We start from the raw sequence: 12,055 nt of genomic DNA, 5'->3' as shown, positions 1-12,055 counted from the left end.
CCTGCAGGGGAGGGTGGATCGCGCGCAGCGCGAGACGGGTGGGGACAGTGGCGCGGAGTTCGCGCCCGCCCCGGGCCGGCCGCAGCTCTCGAGCCGATCCGAACCGGGTTCCCCACCCCCCTCCGCTTCGCTCCGGGACCCTCCCCTGCAGGGGAGGGAGAGCACCCTTCCAGCCGACATCGAGGCTGGCCGCCTGCTTGCCGCCTGCCCTGCCGCCGAAACGGCAGGCCTGATCGCCGCGCTCGACGGGCGGTTCGTGCCGCCGGGGCCCGCCGGGGCGCCGACGCGGGGGCGGCTGGACGTGCTGCCGACGGGCCGCAACCTCTACGGCGTCGATCCGCGCGCCGTCCCCACCCGCACGGCGTGGGAAATCGGCAAGCGCACGGCCGAGGAGGTCGTGGCGCGTCACGCGCAGGACCATGGCGACTGGCCGAAGCGCATCGTCGTCGACCTGTGGGGCAGCGCCACCATGCGCACCGGCGGCGACGACCTCGCCCAGGCCCTCGCGTTGGTCGGCGTGCGTCCGGTCTGGGACGCGGCGTCCACACGGGTCTCCGGCTTCGAGATTCTGCCCTGCGCCACCTGGGGCCGGCCCCGCGTCGATGTGGCGCTGCGCATCTCGGGCCTGTTTCGCGACGTGTTCCCCGGGGCGGTGACGCTGTTCGACGAAGCCGTCCGGGCGGTCGCGGCGCTCGACGAGCCCGACGACGACAATCCGCTGGCGGCAGCCCTGCGCGCCACAAAGGCGGATGCCGCGCCGGCCCGCATCTTCGGGGCGGCTCCCGGCGCCTACGGCCTGGGGCTCGGCGAAAAGCTCGATGCGGGCGACTGGGCCACCCGCGACGACCTCGCCGAGGCCTATCTGGCGGCGTCCGGCTATGCCTATGGCCAGGGCCGGGAGGGCGAGGCAGCCCATGAGGCGTTCCGCGATGTGGTGGCGGGAGCCGACGCCCTAGTCCACGTCCAGGACATCGAGGGCCAGGACCTGCTCGATTCCGACGCCTTCGCCGAGCACGAGGGCGGTTTCGCCGCCGCGGCCCGGCATCTCGGCGCCACGCCGGCGGTCTACCATGTGGACGCCACGCGGCCCGAGCGGACCACCGTGCGGACGGCCGGGGAAGAGGTCGCCCGCGTCCTGCGCGGACGGGCCACCAATCCGCGCTGGATCGAGGGGCAGATGCGCCACGGCCACCGCGGCGCGGCGGAAATCGCCCAGACGGTCGACAACCTGGTCGCCTGGGCGGCGCTCGCCGATGTCGTCGACGACCGCCAGTTCGAGCTGATGTTCGAGGCGACCTGCGGCAACGAGCAGGTGCGCGCCTTCCTGCGGGAGGCCAATGCCGACGCGGCGCAGGCGATCGCCCGGCGCTTCGACGAGGCCATGCGGCGCGGGCTCTGGCACGCGCGCAGCAACTCGGCGGGCGCCGTGCTCGCCGACATGATGGAGCGACGGGCATGAGCGCCCCGGCAACGGATCACCTGCGCAAGGGCTGGTGCCCCGGCGCGCTGCGGCCGATGGAGACGGGCGACGGCCTGCTGGTGCGCCTGCGCCTGACCGGCGGCATCCTGCCCGCCGCGCTCGCCCTCGACCTCGCCGATGCGGCGCGTCGCTACGGCGGCGGCGCCTTCGACCTCAGCGCCCGCGCCAACCTGCAGATCCGGGGCGTCACGGCTGAAACGCTGCCGGACCTGACCGAGCGCCTCTCGGCTCTCGGCGTGCTCGACGACGATGCGGCCGGTGAAGCGGTGCGCAATGTCATCGCCAGCCCGCTCGCCGGGCTCGACCCGGCCGCCCTCCTCGACATCCGACCCGTCGTCGCGGCGCTGGAACACAGGCTCACGACCGACACCGCGCTGCACGCCCTGCCCGGCAAGTTCGGCTTCGCCGTCGAGGACGGGGGAGCCTTCCCGCTCGGCGACCTGTCCGTCGACCTGCGCTTCGTCGCGCAGCCGGATGGCCGTTTCGCCATTCTCGCGGGCGGACGATGCGAGGGCCCCATCCTCGGCCGTTGCGACGCCGAAAGCGTCCCGGAGACCGCCGCCGCCCTCGCCCGCGCCTTCCTGGCCCTGCGCGGTCCCCACCGGCGCATGGAGCCGCTTGCCAAGGACGCGGGTCTGGCGACCATCGCGACGGCCGCCGGGCTCGGGACGCCGGACGGAGCCGTGGCCTCCCCTCGCCCCGCTGCCTCTGTGCCGGGCAATCTCCATGCCGGCGAACGGCCGGTCCTGGCGGTGGCGGCCACCTTCGGCCGCTGGAGCAGTGACGCGATCGCCGCCCTGGCCGGCCTCGCCCGGGACAAGGGAACCGGCGAACTGCGCCTCACGCCCTGGCGGTGCCTCCTCCTGCCCGGCGTCGCGATGGCCGATGCCGCCGATACCGTCGCCGCGCACGACCTCATCGTGGATCCTTGGGATCCGCGACTGTCCGTGGCCGCCTGCGCAGGGGCCCCCGCCTGCTCCAGCGGGGAAGGCCCGACGCGCGAACTGGCCCTCGATCTTGCCCTGGAGGCCCGGCTCCTGGCCGTCTCGGGAACCGGGCTGCACGTCTCCGGCTGCCCCAAGGGCTGCGCCCATCCAGGTGCCAGCCCGGTGACGATCGTGGCGCGTCGCGGACTCTACGATCTTGTCATCGGCGGCCGGGCGGGCGATGGAACGACGAGGGAGGGTCTCGACCGCGCCAGCGTGGTGGCGGCGGTGCGCTCCCTGGCGGCCGAGGCCGCCCGGACACCGCAGGAAAGGGGCCGCGCGTGAGCGCCCGCTACGACTACATCCGCGACGGCGCGGAGATCTACCGGCGGTCCTTCGCCATGATCCGCGCCGAATCCGACCTCGCCCGCTTCACGCCGGAGGAGGAGACGGTCGCGGTCCGCATCATCCACGCCTGCGGCATCGTCGAGGCCGCCGCCGACATCGCGTTTTCCCCGGGCGCGGTGATCGCCGGGCGCAAGGCGCTCGAATCCGGCGCGCCGATCCTGTGCGATGCCAAGATGGTCGCGAACGGGATCACGAAGGCCCGCCTGCCCGCCAGAAACGACATCGTCTGCACGCTGGACGATCCCTCCGTACCCGCGCTTGCCGAGCGCATCGGCAACACGCGCACCGCCGCGGCCATGGAGTTGTGGCGAGACCGGCTGGCCGGCGCCGTCGTGGCGATCGGCAACGCGCCGACCGCCCTGTTCCGGTTGCTCGAAATGCTCGACGAGGGTGCGCCGAAGCCCGCCCTCGTCATCGGCATGCCGGTCGGCTTCGTCGGCGCGGCAGAGTCCAAGGACGCGCTCGCCGCAGACGGCCGGGTGCCCTGGATGATCGTGCGCGGCCGCAAGGGCGGCAGCGCCATGACGGTCGCCGCCGTCAATGCCGTGGCGAGCGCGCGCGAATGAGCGGGTCGGGTGCCATGGGACGCCTCTACGGCGTCGGGCTCGGGCCCGGCGACCCGGACCTCGTGACCGTGAAGGCGGTGAAGGCCATCGCGGGCGCTGCCGTCGTCGCCTGGTTCTGCAAGCGCGGCCGCCGGGGCCATGCCCGCACCATCGCCGACGGCTGGATGAAGCCGGGCGTCACCGAGTTGCCCCTGGTCTATCCGGTGACGGTCGAGATCCCCTTCGAGGACTCGGCCTATGTGGACGCGCTCTCGGGGTTCTACGCCGAGGCGGCCGAGACGCTCGCCGGCCATCTCGCGCAGGGCCGGGACGTGGCGCTGCTGTGCGAGGGCGACCCCTTCTTCTACGGCTCCTACATGCACATGCACGAGCGGCTGAAGAACCGGTTCCCGATCACCGTCTGCCCGGGCGTGACCGGCATGTCCGGATGCTGGACCGCGGCGGTGCAGCCCATGACCTGGGGCGACGACGTTCTCACGGTGCTGCCGGGCACCCTCCCCGCCCCGGCGCTGGCGAAGCGTCTCGCCGACTGCGACGCGGCGGTGATCATGAAGCTCGGTCGCAACCTGCCGAAAGTCCGCGCGGTGCTCGCGGACGCGGGCCTCGTCGACCGTGCCTTCTACGTCGAACGCGGCACCATGGCGGACGAAGTCGTCATGCGGCTCTCCGAGAAGACCGACGACCAGGCGCCTTATTTCTCGATGATCCTGGTGCCCGGCCGCGGGAGGCGCCCGTGAACGGGCCCTTCGCCGCAGCGCCTTCAGCGCCTGCAGATGGCGCACAGGGCCTGGCGCCGCTCTGGATCGTGGGCCTCGGCCCGGGTCCGGCCGACTGGATGACGGCCGAGGCCGTCGCCGTGCTCGACGAGGCCACCGACATCGTCGGCTACGGGCCCTATGTCGAGCGGATCGTGCTGAAGGACGGCCAGCGCGCCCACGGCAGCGACAATCGGGTGGAGGTGGACCGGGCCCGGGCGGCACTGGCCCTGGCCCTGGAGGGCCGCCGCGTGGCCGTGGTCTCGGGCGGCGATCCGGGCGTCTTCGCCATGGCGGCGGCCGTGTTCGAGGCGATCGAGCACGGCGATCCGGCCTTCCGGACCCTCGACGTGCGCGTCGCGCCGGGCGTCAGCGCCATGCAGGCGGCGGCCGCGCGGCTCGGCGCCCCGCTCGGGCACGACTTCTGCGCCATCTCGCTCTCCGACAACCTGAAGCCCTGGCCCGTCGTCGCCCGGCGCCTCGAGGCGGCCGCCGGTGCGGACTTCGTCATCGCGCTCTACAACCCGGCCTCGAAGGCCCGACCCGACCAGATCCACGACGCCTTCGCGCTGCTGCGCCGCGTGAAGCCCGCCGAGACCGTCGTGGTCTTCGCCCGCGCCGTGGGACGGCCGGACGAACGCATCGTCGTGACCACCCTCGCCGAAGCCGATCCGGCGCTCGCCGACATGAGCACGCTCGTCATGATCGGCTCGACCGAGACAAGGCTGATCGACCGCGCCGACGGCGAACGGGCCTGGCTCTACACCCCGCGCCACTACGGACGGGAGCGATGAGCCTCCAGCCAGGCCACGACGTCCTCGACCGAGCCGGCCGCCGGCATGGAGGGCCGCGGCGGGCGCGCGACCATCACGACCGGCAGGCTGAGCCGGCGCGCCGCCGCGATCTTGCCCGCGGTGGCCGGGCCGCCGCTGTTCTTCGTGACCAGGATCTCGACCGCCTCGGCCCGCATCAGCGCCTCCTCGGCCTCGGCGTCGAAAGGTCCGCGCGCCAGCAGCAGCCGGCGGTGCGGCAGCATCGACAGGTCCTCGGGCGCATCGATGCTGCGCACCACGTAGTGGTGCTGGGGAGCCGCGCCGAAAGCCGGCAGCGACAGGCGGCCCACGGTCAGGAACACGCGCCGCGGGCTCTCGCCGAGCACAGCGGCCGCCGCCTCCACGGTCGGGACGTCGATCCACCGGTCGCCGGGCACGGCCGCCCAGGCCGGCCGTCCGAAGCGCAGGATCGGCACGCCGGTCCGGGCGCAGGCCTGCGCGGCGTTCCAGCACATGCGGGCCGCGAACGGATGGGTCGCATCGACGATGGCGTCGATGGCTTCGTTTTGCAGGTAGGCTGCGAGACCGTCTGCCCCGCCGAACCCGCCGATCCGAAAGGCGACGTCGGGCAGCACCGGCCGCTCCGTCCGGCCGGCGAGCGACAGCACCGGCACGACGCCGTTCCGCCGGGCCAGGGCCGCGACGAGCGCGCTCGCTTCCGTGGTGCCGCCGAGGATCAGGACGCGCATGCGGGGACCTTACTGGTCTCGGGAGCCGGGAGCCTCCGCCCATGACCGGCGCGCGGGACCGCTGGCTGGCGATCGTCGGCATCGGCGAGGACGGGCTCGACGGGCTCTCTCCTGCCGCACGCGCGCTCGTCTCGCAAGCCGTGCTCGTGGTCGGCGGCGCGCGGCACATCGCGCTGGCCGGTTCGGCCATACGCGGCGAGACGCTCGCCTGGCCCTCACCGCTCGTCGACGCGTTCCCCGCGATCCTCGCCCGCCGCGGCCAGCCGGTCTGCGTGCTGGCGAGCGGCGATCCCTTCTTCTACGGCGTGGGCAACACGCTGATGCGCCTGGTCGACCCGGCCGAGGTGATCTGCCTGCCGGCGCCTTCCGCCTTCAGCCTCGCGACCGCCCGGCTCGGCTGGCCCCTGCAGGACTGCTCGCTGGTATCGCTCCACGGCCGGTCCTTCGAGCGGATCGTGCCGCATCTCCAGCCCTGCGCGCGCATCGTCGCACTGTCGTGGGACGGCACCACGCCGAAGCGTCTCGCCCGCGAGCTCGTGGACCGCGGCATGGGGGCATCCCGCCTCGTCGTCCTGGAGGCCATGGGCGGGCCGGCCGAACGGATCATCGACGCCACCGCCGAGACCTACGAGGCCGGCGACGTCGCCGCGCTCAACACGGTGGCCATCGAGGTGCTGGCGGGCCGCGACGCGCGCGTCCTGCCGCTCGCGGCCGGCTTGCCCGACGCTCTGTTCGAGACCGACGGGCAGCTCACCAAGCGCGAGATCCGCGCGGTCACGCTTTCGGCCCTGGCGCCCCGGCGCGGCGAGTTGCTGTGGGACGTCGGCGCGGGCTCGGGCTCGGTCGGCATCGAGTGGATGCTGCGCCATCCGATGAACCGCACCATCGCCGTCGAGCCGCGCAGCGACCGGGCTGCCCGGGTGGCGCGCAACGCGATGGCGCTCGGCGTGCCCGATCTCGACATCGTCTGCGGCGAGGCTCCGGACGCGCTCGCCGGCCTGCCGGTGCCCGATGCCGTCTTCATCGGCGGCGGGGCGACCGATGCCGGCGTGCTCGATGCGGCCTGGGCTGCCCTGCGCCCCGGCGGCCGCTTCGTCGCCAACGCGGTCACGCTGGAAACCCAGGCCGTGCTGCTGGAGCGTTTTGCCCGGCATGGCGGCGAGATGGTGACCATCGCCGTGTCGCGCGCCGACAAGGTCGGCCCCATGCATGGCTGGCGCGCAGCGATGCCGGTGACGCAGTGGGCGGTCACCAAGCCGGAGGGCGGGGCATGAGGCGCGGCACCTACGCCGTCGGCATCGGCTGCCGCAAGGGTGCCCAGGGCGAGAGCATCGCGGCCCTCGTGGGACGCGCCATCGAACGGGCCGGCGCCCCGGCGGCGGCCCTGTTCACGATCGCCGACAAGCAAAGCGAGGACGGCATCCGCGAAGCCGCCATCTCGCTGGGGCTGCCGCTGGTCTACCTGCCGCGGGCGGCGCTGGCCGACACGGCGGATGCCGTCGAGACACGCTCGGAGCGCGTCGTGGAGCTGTTCGGGGTGCCGTCCGTCGCCGAGGCCGCGGCCCTGGCGGGGGCCGGCCCCGGCGCCGTCCTGGTGGTGCCCCGCATGGCCGCCGACGGCGTCACCTGCGCCGTCGCGGGGCCGGCGCCGGCCAGCAGGGAGAGCTGAGATGACCGTGCACTTCGTCGGCGCCGGACCGGGCGCTCCGGACCTGATCACGGTCCGTGGGCGCGACATCGTCGCGCGCTGCCCTGTCTGCCTCTACGCGGGCTCCCTGGTGCCGAAGGCCATCCTCGACCACTGCCCACCCGGCGCCCGCATCGTCGACACGGCGGCGCTGTCCCTCGAGGACCTGGCGGCGGAGTTCGAGACGGCGCATGCGGCGGGGCAGGACGTGGCCCGGCTGCATTCGGGCGATCTGTCGGTCTGGAGCGCCATGGGCGAGCAGCTGCGCCTCCTGGAGGCGCGCGGCATCCCCTTCACGATCACGCCGGGCGTGCCGTCCTTCGCCGCCGCCGCGGCCGCGCTCGGGCGCGAGCTCACGCTGCCGGAGGTCGCCCAGTCGGTGGTGCTGACCCGGACCTCGGGCCGCGCCTCCTCGATGCCGCCGTCCGAGACGCTGGAGGCGTTCGGGCGCACCGGCGCGACGCTGGCCGTACACCTCTCGGTGCATGCGCTCGGCAAGGTCGTGGCGGAGCTGACGCCGTACTACGGCGCCGACTGCCCGGTGGCGATCGTCTACCGTGCCTCGTGGCCCGACGAGCGCATCATCCGCGGCACGCTGGCGACCATCGAGGCGCAGGCCGCCGAGAGCCCCATGGAGCGCACTGCCCTCATCCTGGTCGGGCGCGTGCTCGGCGCCTCCGACTTCCGCAACAGCGCCCTCTACGACGCCGACTACGCCCGCCGCTTCCGCACACCCGGCTGGCGCGGAACGGGGGAGTGAGAGGGCCGGGAGCTCTCCCCCCGCTTGGGCATTTGCCTCCAGCTTGCTCCACCTCTCAGCCGTCATGGCCGGGCTTGGCCCGGCCAACCACGACTTTAGAGTGGCTGAAACAGAGTCGTGGATGCCCGGGCCGAGCCCGGGCAGGACGCGCGGAGGGGTGGAGCGACATCGAAGGGCATCCCAAGGCCTGGATGCCAGGCCCTCAAACCCGCTTGGGCGCGGTAGCGGCGACGACCTGCCCTGCCCGGTCCACCACGACCACGTCGAGCGCGACTCCGGCCCCAGCGAGCGCCCGCGCCGCCGTGTCCCAAGCGGCCCCCGCCACCAGCGCCGGCAGGTCGAGGCCCCTCTCGCGCGCCAGCCTCAGCACGTCATTGGCGCCGTTCGCGCCGGTCACGGCGGCCCGCAGCGCCTCGTCGCCGCCAGCGTCCGCGACACGCGCCGCCAGCCAGTCGAGGTCCACGCTGCCGCGCCCGGAGTGCAGGTCCAGCAGGCCCTGCCCGAGCTTGGTCATCTTGGCGAAGCCGCCCGCCACCGTGACCCGCTCCACGGGGTGCTTGCGGATGTATTTGAGCATGCCGCCGGCGAAGTCGCCCATGTCGATGAGCGCGACTTCGGGCAGGCCGTGCAGGCGCTGTACGGCAGCCTCGGAGGTGGAGCCGGTGGCGCCCGCGACGTGGGTGAGGCCCATGGCGCGGGCCACGTCGACACCCCGGTGAATCGTGTGGATCCAGGCGGCGCAGGAGAAAGGCACGACGATGCCCGTCGTGCCGAGAACCGACAGCCCGCCGACGATGCCCAGTCGCCCGTTCAGCGTCTGCGCAGCGAGCGCCTCGCCGCCGGGAATGGCGATCTCGACGATGGCGTCGCCGGCAACGCCCAGGGCCTCGGCCCCCTCGGCGATGGCCTGCCGCATCATGGCGCGCGGCACGGGATTGATGGCCGGCTCGCCCGGCGGGATCGGCAGGCCGGGGCGCGTCACCATGCCGACCCCCTCCCCGGCCCGGAAGGTCACCCCCTCGCCCGGCGCACCACGCCGCACCGTCGCGACGACGAGCGCGCCGTGCGTGACGTCGGGGTCGTCGCCGGCGTCCTTGACGACGCCCGCCCGCGCAAAGCCGTCTCCCGCCTCGGTCAGCGCAAGCGCGAAGGCCGGGCGTTGCCCGCCCGGCAGGGTGATCGTGACAGGGTCGGGAAACAGGCCGCTGACGAGCGCCTCGAAGGCAGCGCGCGCAGCGGCCGTGGCGCAGGAGCCCGTCGTCCAGCCCGGACGCAGCGGCTTGGCGAGGACCTCCGGCAAGGGTTCTTCGTCACTCATCGATCCCTGTGGTATCGCAGGGACGAACGGAATGCACGGCGGCAGGATCTCTCCCGTGCCACGCGAGATGGTCCCTGACCCGCCGACGCTGATGCTCGCCTAGGGCGGTGTCGCGCCCAGTCGGCCCAGGATAGGGTCTTGCGCTGATATGTGCATTGAATTTTGTATATACATCTGTATATTGCAGTCCGAGTGAGCGATGGATTTTGCCGGGTTCGACTGGGATGTCGGGAACAGCGCGAAATGCCGGAAACACGGTCTGAGCCTCGAGGCGATCGAGAGTGTTTTCGTCGGTCCCGTCCTGGTTCTTCCGGATCGCGAGAACCCGCAGGAGCGCCGCTTTCGTGCCATTGGCACAACGGCGGGTGGTCGAAAGGCCTTCATCGTGTTCACGCTCCGCGAGCGCATGGGCGCGCGCCTGATCAGGCCGATCAGCGCGCGTTACATGCACGGGACAGAGGTCAAAGCCTATGAAGAAGCCTATCCCGACTTTCGCGACGGATAAGGATGCCCAGGCGTTCGTCGCGACTGCGGACCTCAGCCAGTTCGACCTTTCCGGCGGGCAGATGGTGCAGTTCGAACTCAAGCCGAAGGACAAGGCCGTGAGCCTACGGCTGCCGGAGCCGATGCTGGCTGCGATCCGGGAACGGGCAAGACAAGCCGGAATTCCCTATCAGCGCTTCATCCGCATGGCGTTGGAGAAGGCCCTCGCGACATCGAAGTAGCCCCGCACGAGACGTCTTCGTCACTCATCGATCCCTGTGGTATCGCAGGGACGAACGGAATGCACGGCGGCATCCTGCGTCCTTCGACTCGCGGTCCGATGGACCGCGGCTCAGGATGAGAGGCTTTTGTGCTGAAACAACAATGCCCCTCATCCTGAGCAGCCCGCGCAAGCGGGCGTGTCGAAGGACGCACAACGGTCCAGCGCCTCCCATGTCCCCCACTCCCGGCCTCGTCGTCGCAGCCCCGCGCTCCTCGAGCGGCAAGACCACCGTCACGCTCGGCCTCCTGCGCGCGTTCGCCCGCGCGGGGCTTCCCGTCGCGGGGGCCAAGTGCGGGCCGGACTACATCGATCCGGCGTTTCACGCGGTGGCGGCCGGCCGGCCGAGCCTGAACCTCGACGCCTGGGCCATGGACCCGGCGCTCGTGGCGGGGCTCGCGTCGCAGGTCGCCAGGGACGCGGAGCTGGTGTTGTGCGAGGGGCTCATGGGGCTCTTCGACGGGGTGCCGGCGGCGCCCGGCCGCAGCGGGTCGTCGGCGGACGTATCGGCCGCCACGGGGTGGCCGGTGCTGCTGGTGATCGACGTGTCGGGCCAGTCGCAGTCGGCGGCTGCGGTGGTGAAGGGCTGCGCCACCTACGACCCGCGCGTGCCGGTGGCCGGCGTCATCGTCAACCGCAGCGGCAGCGCCCGCCACACGCGTCTGGTCTCGGACGCCATCCGGGACCTCGGGCTGCCGGTGCTCGGCGCGATCCCGCGCACCGAGGGCGTGACCCTGCCCGAGCGCCACCTCGGTCTCGTGCAGGCGAGCGAAACGGGAGATCTGGACCGCCGCCTCGACGCGATGGCGGATCTCGTCAGCGCCCATTGCGACCTCGACGCGATCCGCGCCGCCGCGCGGCCGCTGGCGCTCTCCGGCTCCGCGCCGGGCACGCCCGTGCCACCGCCCGGCCAGCGCATCGCGCTCGCGGTGGACGAGGCTTTTTCCTTCACCTACCCGCACCTGACCCAGGGGTGGCGCGCGGCAGGGGCCGAGATCGTGCCGTTTTCGCCGCTTGCCGACGAGGCCCCGCGGGATGACTGCGACGCCTGCTGGCTGCCCGGCGGATACCCGGAACTGCACGCCGCGCGCCTCGCCGCGGCCTCGCGCTTCCTGGCCGGCGTGCGCGACTTCGCGCAAACACGCCCGGTGCACGGCGAGTGCGGGGGTTACATGACGCTGGGGCGCACGCTCACCGATGCCTCAGGCGAGGAGCACGCCATGCTGGGCCTGCTCGGGGTCGCCACGAGCTTCGCCCAGCGCAAGATGAACCTCGGCTACCGCGAAGCGACGCTCGTGGCGGACGGGCCGCTCGGCCCTGCCGGCACCCGCCTGCGCGGCCACGAGTTCCACTACGCGAGCGTGACCGACCGCGGCAGCGACGAACCCTTTGCCATGGTGGTGGACGCCTATGGCGCAGCGCCCACTCCATCGGGCAGCCGGCGCGGGCTGGTCAGCGGCAGCTTTTTCCACGCGATCGCGCGGGTCATCTGACGGTGCACGCACGAAGGCCAGGCCCGGGAGTGGCATGCACCGGCCAGGTGATCCCGCCCGCCGTCAGGGGCTCCAGGACAGGGTGCGCTCGCGGCAGGTGTAGACGAGGCACGCGGAAACGTCCCTCGTCTTCAGGAAGTCCGGACGGGTGACCTGGGTCGCGCTGCAGAAGCGCGCATCGACCACGTACCTGTCATAGACATTGGCACCGGTGCCGATGACGGCGACACCCTGCCGGGCAATCGTCGCCCGGACCTGATCGCACGTCATCGTCAGGCTGTCCGGCCGCGACTGCGCGAACGCGGGCAGGCTCCCGACGAGGGCGCCAGCGATCAGAAAGAGTTTTCCAAGGCGCCTCATGCGACGGCCCTCCTCGC

At 72.9% G+C, this 12,055-nt stretch carries 14 protein-coding genes; 11 read left to right on the top strand and 3 right to left on the bottom strand.

The features are described from left to right. The 5 genes from Q0Q47_RS20770 to cobJ all read left to right on the top strand — a co-directional run. Positions 1 to 1,459 (top strand): cobaltochelatase subunit CobN (locus Q0Q47_RS20770; RefSeq protein ID WP_293864101.1); only part of this gene is annotated, 1,459 nt, incomplete at its 5' end. Continuing rightward, positions 1,456 to 2,751, top strand: coding sequence for a precorrin-3B synthase (cobG, locus tag Q0Q47_RS20765; RefSeq protein WP_293864098.1), 1,296 nt, complete (start codon positions 1,456 to 1,458; stop codon positions 2,749 to 2,751). The genes Q0Q47_RS20770 and cobG, both read left to right, overlap by 4 nt. Continuing rightward, positions 2,748 to 3,380, top strand: coding sequence for a precorrin-8X methylmutase (locus tag Q0Q47_RS20760; RefSeq protein WP_293864095.1), 633 nt, complete (start codon positions 2,748 to 2,750; stop codon positions 3,378 to 3,380). The genes cobG and Q0Q47_RS20760 overlap by 4 nt, the downstream gene beginning before the upstream one ends. Next, positions 3,377 to 4,117 carry a precorrin-2 C(20)-methyltransferase gene (locus tag Q0Q47_RS20755; RefSeq protein ID WP_293864092.1) on the top strand — a complete coding sequence of 247 codons (741 nt, stop codon included), beginning with the start codon at positions 3,377 to 3,379 and terminating at the stop codon, positions 4,115 to 4,117. Before Q0Q47_RS20760 ends, Q0Q47_RS20755 begins: the two co-directional genes overlap by 4 nt. A 50-nt stretch (positions 4,118 to 4,167) precedes the next feature. Further along, positions 4,168 to 4,929 carry a precorrin-3B C(17)-methyltransferase gene (gene cobJ / locus Q0Q47_RS20750; RefSeq protein WP_293864108.1) on the top strand — a complete coding sequence of 254 codons (762 nt, stop codon included), beginning with the start codon at positions 4,168 to 4,170 and terminating at the stop codon, positions 4,927 to 4,929. Here the strand turns inward: cobJ and Q0Q47_RS20745 are convergent. Continuing rightward, positions 4,911 to 5,657 (bottom strand): cobalt-precorrin-6A reductase, encoded by a 747-nt coding sequence (locus Q0Q47_RS20745; protein ID WP_293864089.1) that lies wholly within the window; start codon positions 5,655 to 5,657, stop codon positions 4,911 to 4,913. The genes cobJ and Q0Q47_RS20745 overlap by 19 nt on opposite strands. 41 nt (positions 5,658 to 5,698) lie before the next feature. Here Q0Q47_RS20745 and cbiE point away from each other — a divergent pair, with 41 nt between their 5' ends. Genes cbiE through cobM form a run of 3 tightly spaced genes read left to right on the top strand, consistent with a single transcriptional unit; the run spans position 5,699 to position 8,104 of the window. Further along, entirely contained in the window at positions 5,699 to 6,931 is a 1,233-nt protein-coding gene (gene cbiE / locus Q0Q47_RS20740; RefSeq protein WP_293864086.1) for a precorrin-6y C5,15-methyltransferase (decarboxylating) subunit CbiE, read from the top strand. Beyond that, positions 6,928 to 7,326: a cobalamin biosynthesis protein gene (locus Q0Q47_RS20735; RefSeq protein ID WP_293864083.1), complete on the top strand. Its 399-nt coding sequence runs from the start codon at positions 6,928 to 6,930 to the stop codon at positions 7,324 to 7,326. Before cbiE ends, Q0Q47_RS20735 begins: the two co-directional genes overlap by 4 nt. A gap of 1 nt (position 7,327) precedes the next feature. After that, positions 7,328 to 8,104, top strand: a complete 777-nt coding sequence (gene cobM, locus Q0Q47_RS20730) for a precorrin-4 C(11)-methyltransferase (RefSeq protein ID WP_293864080.1) — start codon at positions 7,328 to 7,330, stop codon at positions 8,102 to 8,104. Positions 8,105 to 8,306: 202 nt separating this feature from the next. Here cobM and Q0Q47_RS20725 read toward each other — a convergent pair whose 3' ends face one another. Continuing rightward, the gene (locus Q0Q47_RS20725; protein WP_293864077.1) at positions 8,307 to 9,422 is read right to left on the bottom strand and encodes a cobalt-precorrin-5B (C(1))-methyltransferase; all 1,116 of its coding nucleotides are present in this window, start codon (positions 9,420 to 9,422) and stop codon (positions 8,307 to 8,309) included. 199 nt (positions 9,423 to 9,621) lie between these two features. Here Q0Q47_RS20725 and Q0Q47_RS20720 point away from each other — a divergent pair, with 199 nt between their 5' ends. The 3 genes from Q0Q47_RS20720 to Q0Q47_RS20710 all read left to right on the top strand — a co-directional run bounded on the left by Q0Q47_RS20720 (position 9,622) and on the right by Q0Q47_RS20710 (position 11,678). Continuing rightward, positions 9,622 to 9,927, top strand: coding sequence for a BrnT family toxin (locus tag Q0Q47_RS20720; protein WP_293864074.1), 306 nt, complete (start codon positions 9,622 to 9,624; stop codon positions 9,925 to 9,927). After that, positions 9,893 to 10,147: a BrnA antitoxin family protein gene (locus tag Q0Q47_RS20715; RefSeq protein WP_293864071.1), complete on the top strand. Its 255-nt coding sequence runs from the start codon at positions 9,893 to 9,895 to the stop codon at positions 10,145 to 10,147. Before Q0Q47_RS20720 ends, Q0Q47_RS20715 begins: the two co-directional genes overlap by 35 nt. A gap of 211 nt (positions 10,148 to 10,358) precedes the next feature. Beyond that, on the top strand, positions 10,359 to 11,678 hold the full coding sequence (locus tag Q0Q47_RS20710; RefSeq protein WP_293864068.1) for a cobyrinate a,c-diamide synthase: 1,320 nt from the start codon (positions 10,359 to 10,361) through the stop codon (positions 11,676 to 11,678). A 63-nt stretch (positions 11,679 to 11,741) separates the two neighbouring features. On the opposite strand, the gene Q0Q47_RS20705 is transcribed toward Q0Q47_RS20710, so the two are convergent. Beyond that, positions 11,742 to 12,038 (bottom strand): hypothetical protein, encoded by a 297-nt coding sequence (locus tag Q0Q47_RS20705; RefSeq protein WP_293864065.1) that lies wholly within the window; start codon positions 12,036 to 12,038, stop codon positions 11,742 to 11,744. Positions 12,039 to 12,055: the final 17 nt, after the last annotated feature.

Origin of the sequence: uncultured Alsobacter sp. (assembly GCF_945952055.1) — a bacterium.
In the GTDB taxonomy this organism is placed as follows: domain Bacteria; phylum Pseudomonadota; class Alphaproteobacteria; order Rhizobiales; family Beijerinckiaceae; genus Alsobacter.
Note: the sequence above shows the minus strand (reverse complement) of the source record. Positions and strands in the feature narration are given on the sequence as shown.